General features: G+C 53.0%; 14 protein-coding genes. 3 read left to right on the top strand and 11 right to left on the bottom strand.

Annotated elements, in window-relative coordinates; translation table 11 throughout:
- Positions 1-10 precede the first annotated feature (10 nt).
- Both apaG and apaH read left to right on the top strand, forming a co-directional pair.
- Complete coding sequence (gene apaG, locus Z042_RS23395; protein ID WP_024914227.1) at positions 11-388, top strand: Co2+/Mg2+ efflux protein ApaG; 378 nt, start codon at positions 11-13, stop codon at positions 386-388.
- Between the two features lies 1 nt (position 389).
- Complete coding sequence (apaH, locus tag Z042_RS23400; RefSeq protein ID WP_024914228.1) at positions 390-1,247, top strand: bis(5'-nucleosyl)-tetraphosphatase (symmetrical) ApaH; 858 nt, start codon at positions 390-392, stop codon at positions 1,245-1,247.
- 51 nt (positions 1,248-1,298) lie between these two features.
- On the opposite strand, the gene Z042_RS23405 is transcribed toward apaH, so the two are convergent.
- The 4 genes from Z042_RS23405 to Z042_RS23420 form a co-directional block, all read right to left on the bottom strand.
- Positions 1,299-3,173: a PhoX family protein gene (locus tag Z042_RS23405; protein ID WP_024914229.1), complete on the bottom strand. Its 1,875-nt coding sequence runs from the start codon at positions 3,171-3,173 to the stop codon at positions 1,299-1,301.
- A gap of 204 nt (positions 3,174-3,377) precedes the next feature.
- Positions 3,378-3,860: a type 3 dihydrofolate reductase gene (gene folA, locus Z042_RS23410; protein WP_024914230.1), complete on the bottom strand. Its 483-nt coding sequence runs from the start codon at positions 3,858-3,860 to the stop codon at positions 3,378-3,380.
- Between the two features lie 185 nt (positions 3,861-4,045).
- Positions 4,046-4,510 (bottom strand): threonine/serine exporter, encoded by a 465-nt coding sequence (locus tag Z042_RS23415; RefSeq protein WP_024914231.1) that lies wholly within the window; start codon positions 4,508-4,510, stop codon positions 4,046-4,048.
- Positions 4,507-5,307 (bottom strand): threonine/serine exporter family protein, encoded by an 801-nt coding sequence (locus tag Z042_RS23420; RefSeq protein ID WP_024914232.1) that lies wholly within the window; start codon positions 5,305-5,307, stop codon positions 4,507-4,509. Before Z042_RS23420 ends, Z042_RS23415 begins: the two co-directional genes overlap by 4 nt.
- Before the next feature lie 127 nt (positions 5,308-5,434).
- Between Z042_RS23420 and Z042_RS23425 the strand changes: the two genes are divergently transcribed.
- Complete coding sequence (locus Z042_RS23425; protein WP_024914233.1) at positions 5,435-6,049, top strand: LysE family translocator; 615 nt, start codon at positions 5,435-5,437, stop codon at positions 6,047-6,049.
- A 121-nt stretch (positions 6,050-6,170) separates the two neighbouring features.
- Here the strand turns inward: Z042_RS23425 and carB are convergent, their stop codons facing one another.
- The 7 genes from carB to ileS all read right to left on the bottom strand — a co-directional run bounded on the left by carB (position 6,171) and on the right by ileS (position 16,911).
- Positions 6,171-9,395 carry a carbamoyl-phosphate synthase large subunit gene (gene carB, locus Z042_RS23430; protein WP_024914234.1) on the bottom strand — a complete coding sequence of 1,075 codons (3,225 nt, stop codon included), beginning with the start codon at positions 9,393-9,395 and terminating at the stop codon, positions 6,171-6,173.
- A 16-nt stretch (positions 9,396-9,411) separates the two neighbouring features.
- Positions 9,412-10,560 carry a glutamine-hydrolyzing carbamoyl-phosphate synthase small subunit gene (gene carA / locus Z042_RS23435; protein WP_037407518.1) on the bottom strand — a complete coding sequence of 383 codons (1,149 nt, stop codon included), beginning with the start codon at positions 10,558-10,560 and terminating at the stop codon, positions 9,412-9,414.
- Positions 10,561-11,028: 468 nt separating this feature from the next.
- The gene (gene dapB / locus Z042_RS23440; protein ID WP_024914236.1) at positions 11,029-11,850 is read right to left on the bottom strand and encodes a 4-hydroxy-tetrahydrodipicolinate reductase; all 822 of its coding nucleotides are present in this window, start codon (positions 11,848-11,850) and stop codon (positions 11,029-11,031) included.
- Positions 11,851-12,167: 317 nt separating this feature from the next.
- Positions 12,168-13,121, bottom strand: coding sequence for a 4-hydroxy-3-methylbut-2-enyl diphosphate reductase (gene ispH / locus Z042_RS23445; protein ID WP_024914237.1), 954 nt, complete (start codon positions 13,119-13,121; stop codon positions 12,168-12,170).
- Positions 13,102-13,572 (bottom strand): FKBP-type peptidyl-prolyl cis-trans isomerase, encoded by a 471-nt coding sequence (gene fkpB, locus Z042_RS23450; protein ID WP_024914238.1) that lies wholly within the window; start codon positions 13,570-13,572, stop codon positions 13,102-13,104. Before fkpB ends, ispH begins: the two co-directional genes overlap by 20 nt.
- A 1-nt stretch (position 13,573) precedes the next feature.
- Positions 13,574-14,080, bottom strand: a complete 507-nt coding sequence (gene lspA, locus Z042_RS23455) for a signal peptidase II (protein ID WP_024914239.1) — start codon at positions 14,078-14,080, stop codon at positions 13,574-13,576.
- Positions 14,081-14,094: 14 nt separating this feature from the next.
- On the bottom strand, positions 14,095-16,911 hold the full coding sequence (gene ileS / locus Z042_RS23460) for an isoleucine--tRNA ligase (protein ID WP_024914240.1): 2,817 nt from the start codon (positions 16,909-16,911) through the stop codon (positions 14,095-14,097).
- Positions 16,912-16,937 lie beyond the last annotated feature (26 nt).

Here is a 16,937-nt window from a genome sequence, read left to right on the forward strand (position 1 = left end):
AGTAGTGGCTATGATTGATTCGCCCCGTGTATGTATTCAGGTACAAAGTATTTATGTGGAATCACAATCAATACCTGAGGAAGAACGCTACGTCTTCGCTTATACCATCACCATACGTAATTTGGGGCGTTTCGACGTGCAACTCCTGGGCCGTTACTGGGTAATCACCAACAGTAACGGGCGCCAGACCGAAGTCCAGGGCGAAGGGGTCATCGGCGAACAACCCGTGATCCACCCAGGCAGCGAGTTCCAATATACCAGCGGTGCCGTTCTCGAAACCCCGTTGGGTACCATGGAAGGCCATTACGAAATGGTTGATCATCAGGGTCAACCGTTTCGTACCGCTATTCCGGTGTTCCGTTTAGCTATTCCAACGTTGATTCATTAATATGTCGACCTACCTTATCGGCGATGTTCATGGCTGTTTTGATGAACTCCAGGCGCTATTGGCGCAAGTTTCTTTTGATCCGCAACAAGACCAACTGTGGTTGACGGGCGATTTGGTCGCACGTGGCCCTGCATCGCTTGAGGTTTTGCGCTATGTGCGTTCACTCGGTTCAGCAGTGCGTATGGTGCTGGGTAACCATGATCTGCATCTGCTGGCCGTGTATGCGGGCATCAGCCGCAACAAACCCAAGGATCAACTCACCCCACTGCTGGAAGCCCCTGATAGTGACGAACTGATTAACTGGCTGCGGCGTCAACCTGTTTTACAGGTGGACGACGAGCGTAAGCTGATCATGGGCCATGCGGGTATCACACCGCAATGGGACATCGACACCGCGCAAATATGCGCGCGTGAAGTGGAAGCCATGTTGAGCAGCGACAGTTACCCACTGTTTCTGGATACCATGTACGGAGATATGCCGAATAACTGGGCACCGGAGCTCAGTGGGCTGGCACGTCTGCGTTTCAGCACTAATGCGCTAACGCGTATGCGCTACTGTTTCCCGAACGGCCAACTAGACATGATTAGCAAAGATGCACCCGGCAGTGCCCCCGCACCGCTGAAACCCTGGTTTGAGCTACCACGCCTGGTTTCCCCTGAATACACCATTATTTTTGGTCACTGGGCTTCGTTGGAAGGCAAAGGTACGCCGGAAGGGATCATCGGGCTGGATACCGGTTGCTGCTGGGGAGGCAAACTCACCCTGCTGCGCTGGGAAGACAAACAATATTTTACCCAGCCAGCCTGCCAGCGTGAAGCCATTGATGGTACCGACACGCTGCCCATTTCATATGACTGAGCACCAGCCTCAGTAGGGCGCACTGCGCCCTACTCTTAAACCAACGGCTTTCTATGCCCCAATCACCCCACCATCTTCACGCGTAATCATCAGCACTGATGAACGCGGGCGTGGGCTATTGTCAGGAAAATGAGAATCTCCCTCCTCCCCAGGGTGCTGCACATTGACGAACAGGGTTTTATAATCCGGCGTAAAAGCAATCCCGGTCAGCTCACACGATTTTGGCCCAACCATAAAGCGGCGAATTTCACCGCTATGCGGATCGCCCACCAACATCTGGTTATTGCCCTGCCCGACATAGTCGCCTTTATTACTGTATTTTCCATCGGTCAGTATCCACAAACGCCCCGCTTTATCGAACCCTAGACCATCCGGGCTGTTAAAAGTGTTCGCTACCGTGATGTTCGGTGTACCGCGATTAACCCCCTCTGGATACGCAATCGGATTACCACACAGTGCATACATATTCCAAGAAAAATTCACTGCCGTTGCATCCCCGCCTTCATCCCAACGAATAATCTGGCCATAGATATTGTTTGGCCGCGGGTTGGCAGCATTGAGCGGCATGCCTTCCTCGCCACGCTTGCTGTTATTGGTCAGGGTACAATAAGCACGCCCATCATGCGGATTCACCGCAATCCATTCAGGGCGATCCATTCTGGTTGCCCCTACCTGCGTGGCTGCTTTACGGGCGAAAATCAACACTTCTGCTACGTCGTGAAAGCCATTTTCCGGCGTCAGACCATTCTCCCCAAACACCAGCGCGATCCAGCGCCCTTTGCCTTGCAGCGGTATGCCATTAACATCTGCATCAAACTGCGCCACGTAGAGCTGCCCTTCATCCAGCAAACTGCGGTTATTGGCTGGATTAGAGACATCCACTTTGCCTTTAGAGATATATTTATAAATATACTCACCGCGTTCATCATCCCCCATATACACCACCAAGCGCCCATCGTTCGCGACGGTTACGGCAGCATTTTCATGTTTGAAACGGCCAAGCGCCGTATGCTTGATCGGTGTAGAAGTGGGGTTCATAGGGTCGATTTCAACAATCCAACCGTGGCGGTTGAACTCATGTGGATGCTTGGCGATATCAAAACGTTCATCATAGTCCGACCAGTTACGCTCTGGTTCATGCACTTTCAATGTATAGCGTTTCTGCTCCGCCGTGGTCTGATAATCGGCCTGCTTCGTACCAAAATAGGTATCAAAGTTCTCTTCGCAGGTGAGATAAGTACCCCAGGGCGTTTTTCCGTTCGCGCAGTTGCCAAACGTTCCTAACACCTTGTGGCCAGAAGGATCTGCGGCGGTTTTCAATAATGGATGCCCGGCTGCCGGGCCACTGAGTTGCATCGCGGTATTGGCGGTAATGCGGCGGTTATAGCGTGATGAACGATCAAGTTCCCAGCGCGGGCTATCCCCCACGCGTTTCACTGCAACAATCGACACCCCATGGGCCGCCTGTGATTTCCGTACATCTTCCAAACTGGTGGCTTTACTGCCGCCGTGAGCGAACAGATATTGCTCGTTGACGTATTCGTTATTGATCGCCATCACTCCGTGCCGATCATCAATCGGGAAAAAACTCATACCGTCGTTGTTATCACCAAACTGTTTTTCCTGATCGGCAGCACTGTTGTTGCCATGAGGATCAAAAGCCGCTGCACCTTCGACTAAGGGCTCTCCCCACGAGATCAACACTTCTGCCCGGTAGCCTGGCACAATCACCACGTCATCCGCAGTTGAAGCTGCAATTCCGTTAAAACCTAACAGATTATTCGGTGGCAACGTTTCGGCGGATGCCATCCAGATACCACCGCCAAGAAAACCGGCCAAGCCAACAGCACTGCCGCCAATCAGCAGGTTACGACGGGTGGGATCAATCAGGCGATCTGCATTTAATGGTTTAATGTTGGTCGTCATCAGTTTTTCCTTTTTAGAGGGCGCCATACTCAACGTTCACCGGATCTCGGGTCGCTCAAGTTGGGCTTCATACTAATCAGGCACTGTGACAAAAATGTTACAAGAAATGAAAAAGACGTTAATGGATAAGAACGGGTATCGCTACCCGTTGCATAAGCGCGAGAGGTTTGGTTTGGAGCGCAGCATAAGCGCGCTCCTCTACCCTTAACGACGTTCTAAAATTTCAAAACAATAGCTGTGGGAATTCAGTTCATCAGCATCGTGAAACTCGCTGAAAGAGGTTTCCCACTCATCCGGCTCGTAATCTGGGAAGTAAGTATCACCCTCAACTTCCGCATCAATATGCGTCAGATACAGCCGGTTAGCACGCGGCAACAGTTGGGTATAAATACTGCCGCCTCCCATCACCATGGCTTCCTCTACCTGGCCGGCCGCGGCCAATGCTTCATCCAGCGAAGTGACCCAAGTCACCCCTGGCTCACTGCCGGGATGGCTGCTGACAACAATATTGTGTCTACCTGGCAGTGGGCGACCTATCGACTCAAAGGTCTTGCGACCCATAATGACGACTTTATTCAGTGTGTTACGTTTAAACCACGCCAAGTCTGCTGGCAGGTGCCACGGCATGGCATTTTCCATTCCTATAACGCGATCCGCCGCCAAGGCAGCAATCAGGCTGATAATCATTGTTTAACCCTGTATAGGCAGCAAAATTGCTCACACTATACGTAAAGCCCCCGCAACCGTCGATAGGCTAATTAAAGCAATGTGAATATATAAGATAGCTCTTATTCGGTTCAGTAATATTCGCCGTTTACCAACCGCTGGGCTTCACGCTGCTGCAAGACACTAGCGAGAAGCCCAACCCGATCTTAAACGCCTGGATTTTTACGGTATAGCCACAATCCCGGCACCGACAGACCGATCGATAGCGCACCGACGATAAAACAGGCTTTGAGGAAGTTGGAGATCATTAACGCCATCAGCGCTTCGCTGTAGCCCAGATGCGAAATCTCTACCACGCTGATCATCGCGGTATAAGCAGAAATGCCTGGGAACATTGGGATCACCGCCGCCACGGTAAAGACCTTCGGATGAGCCAACAACCAGCGGGACCACTTAATCCCGATAATACCAATCAGGATTGCCGCCAGAAATGAAGCCCACTCGATATTCATGCCAAAATGCATCATCAGCATCCGCGAGCCATGCCCTACCGCGCCGAGCAGAGCGCAATAACGCAAGGCACGCATCGGCACATTGAAAACCATGGCAAACCCCAGCGCTGGCACCGCGGCCAACAGCATATCCTGCAAAAGTGCCCACAGTAGACTCATGACCACCCCCGCAATCCCCACAGCGACATCGCCATCACCACGCCGATGCAGGTCGCCAACGTCAGCAGGCTAGCCATCGCCCAGCGGGCCAACCCGGTATTCACATGGCCTTTGAACATATCGGCCACCGCATTAATCAGCGGGAACCCCGGCACCAGCAGCAAGACGCTGGCCGCCATCGCTACGTTTGAGGTATGACTGAATACCGGTAACCGCAACAGCAAGCCGGAAACCGAGGTAGCGACAAACGCCGTCAAACAAAAATTAATCAACGGATTCATATGGCGGGCAGTCAGCATCTGGCGCACAAACATTGCCACCCCACTGGCCAGAAAAGTCACTAAGAACGCATCCCCGCCACCGCCATTGAGCATGCTGAAACAGCCGCACGACAGTGCCACCATCAACACGACCAGCCAACGCGGATAACGCAGCGGGCGAATCTTATCAAAGCGCCGTGCAACATCCTTCGCATCCGCCAGGCTATGTTCAGCCAGGATCACAATATGCTGAACCTCCGTAACTATCTGCATATTGATACCGCGATCAACGTTTTTACGCGTTGTTGTCAGGCAGGCTTCATGGCTGATAGTCGTCAATACCACGGCATTGGCCGAAATCGAACTTTCCACACTGTCCATACCCAGCGCCAACCCCAGACGGGTTGATAACTGCTCCACCACCATGCTTTCCGCGCCATGCTGCAATAACAATAATGCACATTGAATGCACAGGCGGGTGATTTCACGTTGTTGCCGATGTACCTGCGGCAATTCAATGATTGATTCCTGATTCATATTACCTAACCGCTTCCCTAAATGAGTCACCATCATATAACCAAATCTTGCCTTGATAGGTTGATGCGTATCAGGAGGAGTCACGTTATTATCGGCAGGATGACACCTTTTGCTTTGAGACTCTGCCATGCTTGAAACTTCATTATTCGTTGCCGGTATCGCTACGCTGGGAATGCTCTCACCTGGCCCGGATTTCTTTCTGGTGATGAAGAATGCCGTCCGCTACCCGCGTTTGGCCGCAATGATGACCGCTGTCGGCGTGATATGCGGCGTAGCAACCCATATGTCTTACTGTGTTGCCGGGCTGGCGGTAGTGATCACCACCACTCCATGGTTATTCAACATGTTGAAATACGCTGGCGCGATCTATCTGATTTGGATCGGTATTCACGCCCTGTTATCAAAAGGTGGCGGCAAGATGAACGTCAGCCATCAGCCTCGGCAACAGGTCAGTTTGCAGAGCGCTTTTGTACAAGGTTATCTGTGCAACCTGCTCAACCCCAAAGCGACGCTGTTCTTCCTCGCGGTATTCACGCAGGTGCTGCAAATCCACTCTGGTATCGGTGAAAAACTGTGGTATGCAGGCATTATTTTTGGCCTTTCCGCAATCTGGTGGCCGGTGCTGGTGCTGTTGATCCAAAGTGCACCAGTGCGCCATGGGTTGGAGAAAATGCAAAAAATGGTCGATAGACTGCTGGGTGGCATGTTGATTGCGCTGGGGATTAAGGTTGCCTTGAGCTGAAGTGGCGCCGTGTGCCGCGCCCCTAACCATCAGACACACCTTCAAGCCACTGCGGTACATGATTTTCAGTCAGGAATAAAAAAGGCGCTGCAATACAGCGCCTCTCCAGAAAAACACCCCGTTATGCTTTGATGCGCGCGTGCAGTTCCTGCACCGAAGTTACCTGCTCGGTAGGGTCTGCCTTTAACGCCATCGCCGTGGCAAAACCGCCGTTCAGCGTGGTGTCATAATGCACTTTGTACTGCAACGCACTGCGGCGAATCAGCTTGGAATCTTCAATCGCCTGGCGGCCTGCCGTGGTGTTCACAATGTAGGTGTATTCACCATTCTTGATACGATCCTGAATGTGCGGGCGGCCTTCATGCACCTTGTTGACCAGGCGCGGGTTAATTCCCGCTTCCCCCAGCACCACTGCGGTGCCGTGAGTCGCATCCAGCTCGAACCCCTGTTTCAGCAGGCTGGCAGCCAAATCCACCACGCGGGCTTTATCACCTTCACGCACCGACAGCAGCGCACGCCCCTGCTTCTTCATGCCCGAATTGCTACCCAGCATCGCCTTGGAGAAGGCTTCGGCAAAGGTGCGGCCAACCCCCATCACTTCACCCGTGGAGCGCATTTCTGGCCCGAGGATCGGGTCAACACCGGGGAATTTATTGAACGGCAGTACCACTTCTTTCACCGAGTAATACGGTGGGATAACCTCTTTGGTTACACGCTGTTCGGCCAAGGTTGTGCCTGCCATCACGCGCGCCGCCACTTTCGCCAGCGGCACGCCGGTGGCTTTAGAAACGAACGGCACGGTACGCGCTGCACGCGGGTTCACTTCGATCAGGTAGACTTCGTTGTTTTTCACCGCAAACTGCACGTTCATCAAACCACGTACCTGTAACTCGAACGCCAGTTTTTCAACCTGCTGACGCATCACATCCTGAATATCTTTACTCAACGTATAAGCGGGCAGTGAACACGCAGAATCACCCGAGTGCACGCCAGCCTGCTCGATGTGTTCCATAATGCCGCCAATCAGCACCTGTTCACCATCGCAGATGGCATCGACGTCCACTTCGATTGCATCGTCCAGGAAGCGATCCAACAGCACCGGCGCATCATTGGAAACACTGACCGCATTCTGGAAATAACGGCGCAGGTCGATTTCATCATAGACAATTTCCATCGCACGGCCACCCAACACGTAGGATGGGCGCACCACCAGCGGATAACCGATGCCCGCGGCTTTTTCTACCGCCTGCTCAATAGTGGCTACCGTAGCGTTAGCCGGTTGCTTCAGGCCAAGGCGATTGACCGCCTGTTGGAAACGCTCGCGGTCTTCAGCACGGTCAATTGCATCCGGGCTGGTGCCGATAATCGGCACGCCTGCCGCTTCCAGCTCGCGCGCCAGCTTCAACGGAGTTTGCCCGCCGTACTGAACGATCACGCCTTTTGGCTTCTCAATACGCACGATTTCCAGCACGTCTTCCAGCGTCACCGGTTCGAAATACAGGCGATCTGAAGTGTCGTAATCGGTAGACACGGTTTCCGGGTTGCAGTTGACCATAATGGTTTCGTAACCATCTTCGCGCAGCGCCAGCGAAGCATGTACGCAACAGTAGTCAAATTCGATCCCCTGGCCGATACGGTTCGGGCCACCGCCTAACACCATCACTTTTGGCCGATCGTTGGTCGGGTTGGATTCGCACTCTTCTTCATAGGTGGAATACATGTAAGCGGTATCGGTGGCGAATTCTGCCGCACAGGTATCGACGCGTTTATAAACCGGATGCAACTTGAAACTGTGGCGCAGCTTGCGGATTTCGTTTTCAGACACCCCCGCCAGCTTCGCCAGACGCGCATCGGCAAAACCTTTACGTTTCAAGGTGCGCAAGAACTCTGCATTCAGGCCATTAATGCCAGAATCGGCAACCTGCTCTTCCAAACGCACCAGTTCTTCGATCTGCACCAGGAACCAGCGGTCGATATTGGTCAGGTTAAAGACACCATCCACAGACATGCCAGCGCGGAAAGCGTCCGCGATATACCAGATGCGCTCCGCACCCGCATCTTTCAGCTCACGGCGGATTTTGGTCAGTGCTTCCGGGTCATCCAGGCTCACTTTCGGATCAAAGCCGGTAGCCCCCACTTCCAAGCCACGCAACGCTTTCTGCATCGATTCCTGCTGAGTACGGCCAATCGCCATCACTTCACCGACCGATTTCATCTGGGTAGTCAGGCGATCGTTGGCTCCGACAAACTTCTCAAAGTTGAAACGAGGAATTTTAGTCACTACGTAATCGATGGATGGCTCAAAGGAAGCTGGAGTGCGGCCACCAGTGATGTCGTTCATCAGCTCATCCAGGGTGTAGCCCACCGCCAGCTTGGCGGCAATCTTGGCAATCGGGAAACCGGTGGCTTTCGACGCCAGCGCGGAAGAACGAGACACACGCGGGTTCATTTCAATCACGATCAGGCGGCCAGTTTTCGGGTTTACCGAGAACTGTACGTTGGAGCCGCCGGTTTCAACGCCGATTTCACGCAGTACCGCCATCGAGGCATTACGCATGATTTGGTACTCTTTATCGGTCAGCGTCTGTGCCGGTGCCACGGTGATGGAGTCACCGGTATGGATGCCCATGGCGTCAAAGTTTTCAATTGAGCAGACAATGATGCAGTTGTCGTTCTTATCCCGCACCACTTCCATTTCGTACTCTTTCCAGCCGATCAGCGATTCGTCAATCAACAGCTCTTTGGTGGGAGAAAGATCCAGGCCACGCTCGCAGATCTCTTCGAATTCTTCGCGGTTGTAAGCGATACCGCCGCCGGTGCCGCCCATAGTGAACGATGGGCGGATAATGCACGGGAAGCCCACGTCAGCGGCCACCGCCAGCGCTTCTTCCATATTGTGTGCGATGCCGGAACGCGCCGTATCCAAACCGATTTTCTTCATGGCGATGTCGAAACGGCGGCGATCTTCAGCTTTATCAATGGCATCGGCCGTTGCACCAATCATCGTCACACCAAACTCTGCCAGCACGCCCTGGCGCTCTAGCTCCAGCGCGCAGTTCAGCGCGGTCTGGCCGCCCATGGTCGGCAGCACCGCATCCGGGCGCTCTTTTTCGATAATTTTGCGCACCACTTCCCAATGAATCGGCTCAATATAGGTCGCATCGGCCATTTCTGGGTCGGTCATGATGGTTGCCGGGTTAGAGTTGACCAGAACAACGCGGTAGCCTTCTTCACGCAGCGCTTTACACGCCTGAGCACCGGAGTAGTCAAACTCACACGCCTGGCCGATGACGATCGGGCCAGCGCCGAGGATCAGGATGCTTTTTATATCTGTACGTTTTGGCATTTTTTAAGGTTCCTGATTATTGGCCGTTGGAACGGTAAGTCTCAATCAGTTCGATAAAATGATCGAACAACGGCGCAGCATCGTGCGGGCCGGGGCTGGCTTCTGGGTGCCCCTGGAAGCTGAACGCCGCTTTGTCGGTGCGGTGGATGCCCTGCACCGTGTGGTCGAACAGGGACTTGTGCGTAACACGCAACGTTCCCGGCAGATTATTTTCATCGACGGCAAAGCCATGATTCTGTGCGGTAATCATGACAGTGTTATTATCCAGATCTTTTACCGGATGGTTACCACCGTGATGGCCGAGCTTCATCTTCATGGTTTTTGCACCGCTGGCAAGCGCCAGTAGTTGGTGCCCCAGGCAGATACCGAACAGCGGAATATCGGTTGCCAGAAACTGCTTAATGGAGGCAATCGCATAATCGCATGGCTCCGGGTCACCAGGGCCGTTGGACAGGAAGATGCCGTCTGGATTCATTTTCAGCACGTCATCGGCAGGCGTCTGTGCAGGCACCACGGTCAGGCGACAGCCGCGGTCCACCAGCATGCGCAGGATATTGCGTTTCGCCCCAAAATCGTAAGCCACAACGTGGTATGGCAATTCACTGGCTGGTTTGGCTTCCGGCAATTCACCTTCCAACGTCCAGCTCCCTTGTTGCCAATGGTAGGCTTCTTTGGTAGTGACTTCTTTTGCCAGATCCATGCCTTTCAAACCAGGGAAGGCTTTGGCCTTCTGCAATGCCAATTCGGCATCCGCCACCTCACCAGCGATGATACAACCGCTTTGTGCACCCTTTTCGCGCAGCAAGCGGGTCAGCTTACGGGTATCAATGTCAGCAATTGCCACAATGTTGTTGCGCTTGAGGTATGCGGCAAGATCTTCTTCGTTACGGTAATTGCTGGCTATCAGAGGGAGGTCGCGAATGACAAGGCCTTGGGCATGAACAGCGGAGGATTCTTCGTCGGAGGTATTGGTGCCGACATTGCCGATATGGGGATAAGTAAGAGTAACGATTTGGCGTGAATAGGAAGGGTCAGTGAGGATTTCTTGATAGCCGGTCATCGATGTATTGAAAACCACTTCCCCCACTGCCGTCCCTTCTGCCCCAATGGCCCGACCGTGGAATTGGGTTCCGTCTTCCAGAACCAATAGCGCTGACTTAATCAAAACAGCCTCCAAGGAATAATAAATCACAATATTTGCATATTAATTCATGCTTCACGCCTAAATCAATGCAAAAACCGCCCCTAGGGCTAATTTTTGGCAAATTGGGCGCATTTTAATGACGAGTACTAAACTTGTCTACTCAAAGCACCATTTTTTATCGTATTTTTGCTGGCCTCATGGCTTTATCGGCCCCATATCGCTGAAAACATACGGAAACTCGGGTTACTAAACGGTTGCGAGGCGCAATGATACTAAAAAACCGTAATAACAGCGGAAACCAGGCTCGAACAACTCAATACAGAGAGTGAAAGAGGAAAAAAGAAAAGATAATCAGTAAAAAAAGAAGATATGATTAAAAAAACCAAAGAAAGGCCTATTTTTAGAGTTAAAAAAAAGGACAATAAAATTATTGTCCAATTATCATAATATTAAAATTATAAAAACCACATCACGATGGTATAAAAAACATTATAACTGCTCTAAACCCAGGACATCACGCATATCAAACAGCCCTTTTTGCTGCTTGGTGAGCCAAGATGCCGCGCGCACTGCTCCATTGGCAAATGTCATGCGGCTTGATGCTTTATGCGTAATTTCTACTCGTTCACCAATATCAGCAAACATCGCGGTATGTTCACCCACGATATCCCCAGCACGAATTGTGGCAAAACCGATACTCTGTGGATCGCGCTCACCGGTATGGCCAACACGCTGGTAAACCGCACAATCTTTCAAATCACGCCCCAATGCACCGGCAATCGCTTCCCCCATCGCCAGTGCGGTGCCGGAAGGAGCATCCACCTTGTGACGATGATGCGCTTCCACGATTTCTATATCGGTATAATTTCCCATCACTTTAGCGGCTTTTTCCAACAGCTTGAGCACCACGTTGACGCCAACGCTAAAATTAGCGGCAAACACAATGCCTATCTGCTGTGCAGCATCACGAATCGCCGTTTTCCCGGCATCATCAAAACCGGTGGTGCCAATTACCATGGCTTTTTTATGCGCCACGCAAAATGCCAGATGTGCCAATGTGCCTTCCGGGCGGGTGAAATCGATCAGGATGTCAAAATCATTGGTGACTTTATCCAGGCTGCCGCTGACGATCACCCCCAGCGCTCCAACCCCCGCCAGTTCCCCGGCATCGGTTCCCACCAAGCTGGAACCAGGGCGCTCCAACGCCGCTCCCAACACTACGCCCTGCGCCTGCTGCACCGCCTGAATCAATTGACGCCCCATCCGGCCACCGGCACCCGCAATCGCGATGCGGATTTGTGAATCAGTCATACATTTCTCTCTTCTTGATTTTGCGCCCATATTACTAGCATGGGATTCAGGGTAACTGCCTCATCCGATCACTACCAGAGGATTTCATGCAGGATTAGAAAATTATGATATCTGCATGTTTTTATCAGTAACGTTATCAATTGATTAACAATTAGGCAAGCAAGAGCAAAAGCATGGATTTACATAATCATGCAGTTTCTATTCACGCACCATTCACAACCAAAGCACGCTTGAACATTCCCGATACAAGGTACTTCCCACCCATAACGTAAAACGGGAAGCCTTAGCTTCCCGTTGTAGCACCGTACTTTATCCGCTCACTCAACCTGCTTGATATCCACCCGTAGCTCTTTGGGGACTTCAAACACAATGTTCTCTTCACGGCCGCTGAGTTCATGAACATCGCCTCCCCCCAATGCTTTCAGACGCTTGATCACATCCTGAACCAGCACATCTGGCGCAGAAGCACCGGCGGTCACGCCGATATTCGCCGCACCTTTCAGCCAGGACTCTTGAATATCCGCCGCCGAATCGATCAGATAAGCGGGTTTGCCCACGCGCTGTGCCAATTCAGCCAAACGGTTAGAGTTGGAGGAATTTTTTGAGCCCACCACCAGCACCACGTCAGCCTCCCCAGCCAGATTGCGCACGGCTTCCTGGCGATTAGTGGTGGCATAACAGATATCGTCTTTACGCGGCCCGATGATATTTGGGAAACGCTTACGCAACGCATCAATCACGTCTGACGTATCATCCACCGACAGCGTGGTTTGCGTCATAAAGCACAGGTTACCTTCGTTCTTCACCTGTAGTTTCCTGACATCTTCCGGTGATTCAACCAAGTACATGCCCCCTTGCGGGTTGCTGTACTGGCCCATGGTGCCTTCCACTTCCGGGTGCCCGGCGTGGCCAATCAGAATGGCCTCCGTTCCCTTGCGGCTGGCACGCGCCACTTCCATATGTACCTTGGTCACCAGCGGGCAGGTAGCATCAAATAACATCGTCAGTTCACGTGCCTTTGCTTCGGCACGCACCGCCTGAGAAACCCCATGCGCAGAGAAGATCAGGATCGAACCGTCCGGCACTTCAGCGATCTCTTCAATAAACACTGCACCGCGTTCGCGCAGGCTGTCTACCACATAGCGGTTATGCACCACTTCGTGACGCACGTAGATCGGCGCACCATAAATTTCCAACGCGCGCTCCACAATACTGATAGCGCGGTCAACCCCGGCGCAGAAACCACGCGGGTTAGCCAGCAATATTTGCATGTGTTTCCTCCTGCTGCGGATCGATCTCCAACACCTCAATATCGAAGGTCACCGGGTGCCCCGCCAGCGGATGGTTGAAATCAACGGTGATGGAATCTTCCGCCACTTCGCGCACCACGCCAGGCATTTCGCTGCCGTCCATCGCGGTAAACAACATGATAACGCCCACCTCCGGCACACCGGTTTCAGCAAAGTCTCGGCGTGAGAAAAACTGGATCAGATCCGGGTTTTCCGCACCGAATGCCGCTTCCGGTTGCAGGGTGAAGGCGCACTTGTCACCCACCCGCAAGCCAAGCAACTGCTGTTCCAACGGTGCCGACAGGCTACCATCGCCCAAACGGAATAACGCCGGTTTGCCATTACCGCGGGTTGATTCAGCCGTCGTGCCATCTGCCAGTTTCAGCGTGAAATGCACCAGCACTGCGCTGTTGCTGTTAACCTGAGCCGTCATCTTACTTACCTTCACCCTTCACGCTTTTTTTCGCTGGCAAAAAGCCTTCCAACACAATGATGGCGGCCCCGACACAGATAAAGCTGTCCGCCAGATTGAACGTCGGGTAATGCCAGTTACCGATATAGAAATCGATAAAATCAACGACAAACCCATGCCACAGGCGATCAAACAGGTTGCCGAGCGCACCGCCAATAATAAAGGCATAGGCAATATTGGTCAGCTTCTGCTGCGCGCTGTTGCGATACATCATCACCAGCAACACGGCGATAATCGCAACCGCAATACCGGCAAAGAACCAACGCTGCCAGCCGCCGTGATCCGCCAGGAAGCTGAACGCAGCCCCATAGTTCCGTGCGTAATACAGATTGAATGACGGGAATAACGGCTGGGATTGCCCCAGCACGAAGTTATTCAGTATCCACTGCTTGCTGGCAAAATCCAACGCCAGCACTACCACTACCACCCAAAGCCAGCGCAAGCCGGTCGAATTTATCGGTCTACTCATCAGTCGCTCAGTTATCAAGCAAAGTTACGCTTTTCGCCATCACCGGCGACGTTGGTCACACAGCGGCCACAGATGTCTGCATGCTCCGCCACCTGGCCGATATCGGTAGTGTAATGCCAGCAACGCGGGCATTTCTCACCAACAGCGGTGCTGAACGCAATTTTCAGGCCTTTCAGCAGTTCGCTTGGCTGCGCATCCGCCGGAGCATCAGCCAGCGGTGCCACAGTGGCAGCAGAGGTCAACAGCACAAAACGCAGCTCATCATGCAGGCTGTTCAGACGCGCAGCCAACTCGTTATCGGCATACAGAGTGACTGCTGCCTCCAAAGAACCACCAATGCGCTTATCCGCACGCGCCTGTTCCAGCACTTTGTTGACTTCCCCACGCACTTTCAGCAAGTCTTCCCAGAAAGCATCATTCATGCTCTCACCTTCGGCCAGCCCGAACAGGCCAGCGTACCATTCTTCAGTGAAGACATACTGCGCACGTTTGCCGGGCAGGAAACCCCAGATTTCATCGGCGGTGAAGGACATGATCGGAGCCATCCAGCGCACCAGCGCTTCCGCAATATGGAACAATGCGGTCTGGCAGCTGCGACGGGCACGGCTTTCCCCCTTCGCGGTGTACTGGCGATCTTTGATGATATCCAGATAGAAAGAGCCCATTTCAACCGAGCAGAACTGCATCAGGCGCTGCACCACTTCATGGAAATCGTAGTTGGCATAAGCCCGTTCGATATCCTGCTGCGCTGCCAATGCACGGCCCACCGCCCAGCGATCCAGCACTACCATCTCTTCCGCTGCCACGCAGTCGGTGCTGGGATCAAACCCGTTCAGGTTGGCCAACAGGAAACGTGCGGTATTACGGATACGGCGATAAGAGTCGGCTGCACGCTTGAGGATTTCGTCAGACACCGCCATCTCGCCGGTATAATCGGTAGACGCCACCCACAAACGCAGAATGTCGCCCCCCAGCTTGTTCATCACGTCCTGCGGGCTGACGGTGTTACCGATGGACTTCGACATCTTGCGGCCCTGACCATCCACGGTGAAGCCGTGGGTCAGCACTTCTTTATAAGGTGCTTTGCCTTTCATGGCGGTTGAGATCATCAGTGATGACATAAACCAGCCGCGATGCTGATCGGAACCTTCCAGATACATATCGGCCCCGTGGCCGTTGAACTCAGGGCGCACATCTACCACCGAAGAATGGGTGGAGCCTGAGTCAAACCATACGTCCAGCGTATCAGGTACTTTCACGTAGTCGGCCGCTTCGGCACCGAGGATATCGGCAGCGTCCAGATCCCACCATGCCTGAATGCCGTCCTGCTCAACACGCTTCGCCACTTCCTCCATCAGCTCAACGCTGCGTGGATGCAGTTGCTCAGTCTCTTTGTGCACGAACAGCGACATCGGCACCCCCCAGGTGCGCTGACGCGAGATGCACCAGTCTGGGCGATTGGCGACCATCATTTCGATCCGCGCCTGGCCCCAATCCGGGATCCATTGCACGCCTTTGATCTCTTCCAACGACTGCTTGCGCAAGCCTTTTTGGTCCATGCTCACGAACCATTGGGGGGTTGCCCGAAAGATGATCGGCGTTTTGTGACGCCAGCAGCACGGATAACTGTGTAGCACTTTCTCAACGTGCAGCAAGGCGCCTTTTTCACGCAGCAGTTCAACAATCAAGTCATTGGCTTTAAACACGAACTTGCCGTCCAGCGACGGGTAGGTTCCCGGCAGATAGCAACCATTAGGGCCAACCGGGTTCGCCACTTCCAAACCGTATTTCTGGCCGATAACGAAGTCATCCGGGCCATGGCCTGGCGCGGTGTGTACCGCTCCAGTACCGGCGTCCAGCGTGACGTGGTCGCCCAGAATCGCAGGCACGTCAATCCCCATAAACGGATGTGTGAAGCGCATCAGCTCCAGATCGCTGCCTTTGCAGTCGCTCAGCACTTCCCAATGGGTAATGCCCGCACGTTGCATTACGCTTTCAACCAAATCCGCCGCCAGGATCAGGCATTGGCCTTCAACCTGTACCAGTTGATAGGCGAATTCCGCATTCAGTGAAATAGCGCGGTTGGCAGGCAGAGTCCAAGGGGTGGTGGTCCAGATCACCAGAGAGATCGGGCCATTGAAACTGTATACGCCAAATTTGGCCGCAACCGCCGCCGCATCAACCGCATGGAAAGTGACATCAATGGATGGCGACGTTTTGTCGTAATATTCCACTTCCGCTTCTGCCAAAGAGGAACCGCAATCAGTACACCAATGCACCGGTTTGGCCCCTTTCAACAGATGGCCATTACTGATGATCTTACCCAAAGCACGGATAATATTGGCTTCGGTTTTGAAATCCATGGTCAGGTATGGGTGATCCCAATCGCCCAGTATCCCCATGCGGATAAAGTCTTTCTTCTGGCCTTCAACCTGTTCGGCCGCATATTCACGGCACTTCTGGCGGAACTCTGCCGGAGTCAGTTTCTCACCCGGTTTGCCATACAGTTGCTCTACCTTCAGTTCGATCGGCAAACCATGGCAATCCCAACCAGGCACATAAGGCGAATCAAAACCGGCCATTCCTTTGGATTTGATAATAACGTCTTTGAGGATCTTGTTTACCGAGTGACCAATATGCAGGCTGCCATTCGCATACGGAGGGCCGTCATGCAAAATGAAGGATTTCTTGCCCTTTTTGGCAGCACGAATCATCCCGTACAGATCCTGTTCATACCAACGTTGCAGCATGCCAGGTTCGCGCTTGGCGAGATCGCCACGCATCGGGAACCCTGTTTCCGGCAAGTTCAGGGTATTCTTATAGTCACTCATTAGATTCTCGGTTCCGTTTTCGGCTA

It is taken from the genome of Chania multitudinisentens RB-25 (assembly GCF_000520015.2).
Taxonomy (GTDB): Bacteria; Pseudomonadota; Gammaproteobacteria; order Enterobacterales; family Enterobacteriaceae; genus Chania; species Chania multitudinisentens.

Bases quoted from the DNA above. Each gene is read 5' to 3' on its own strand.
- ileS (WP_024914240.1), bottom strand. From the start codon at position 16,911: ATGAGTGACTATAAGAATACCCTGAACTTGCCGGAAACAGGGTTCCCG.
- Z042_RS23425 (WP_024914233.1), top strand. From the start codon at position 5,435: ATGCTTGAAACTTCATTATTCGTTGCCGGTATCGCTACGCTGGGAATG.
- lspA (WP_024914239.1), bottom strand. From the start codon at position 14,080: ATGAGTAGACCGATAAATTCGACCGGCTTGCGCTGGCTTTGGGTGGTA.
- apaG (WP_024914227.1), top strand. From the start codon at position 11: ATGATTGATTCGCCCCGTGTATGTATTCAGGTACAAAGTATTTATGTG.
- apaH (WP_024914228.1), top strand. From the start codon at position 390: ATGTCGACCTACCTTATCGGCGATGTTCATGGCTGTTTTGATGAACTC.
- folA (WP_024914230.1), bottom strand. From the start codon at position 3,860: ATGATTATCAGCCTGATTGCTGCCTTGGCGGCGGATCGCGTTATAGGA.
- Z042_RS23405 (WP_024914229.1), bottom strand. From the start codon at position 3,173: ATGACGACCAACATTAAACCATTAAATGCAGATCGCCTGATTGATCCC.
- ispH (WP_024914237.1), bottom strand. From the start codon at position 13,121: ATGCAAATATTGCTGGCTAACCCGCGTGGTTTCTGCGCCGGGGTTGAC.
- fkpB (WP_024914238.1), bottom strand. From the start codon at position 13,572: ATGACGGCTCAGGTTAACAGCAACAGCGCAGTGCTGGTGCATTTCACG.
- carB (WP_024914234.1), bottom strand. From the start codon at position 9,395: ATGCCAAAACGTACAGATATAAAAAGCATCCTGATCCTCGGCGCTGGC.
- Z042_RS23420 (WP_024914232.1), bottom strand. From the start codon at position 5,307: ATGAATCAGGAATCAATCATTGAATTGCCGCAGGTACATCGGCAACAA.
- Z042_RS23415 (WP_024914231.1), bottom strand. From the start codon at position 4,510: ATGAGTCTACTGTGGGCACTTTTGCAGGATATGCTGTTGGCCGCGGTG.
- dapB (WP_024914236.1), bottom strand. From the start codon at position 11,850: ATGACTGATTCACAAATCCGCATCGCGATTGCGGGTGCCGGTGGCCGG.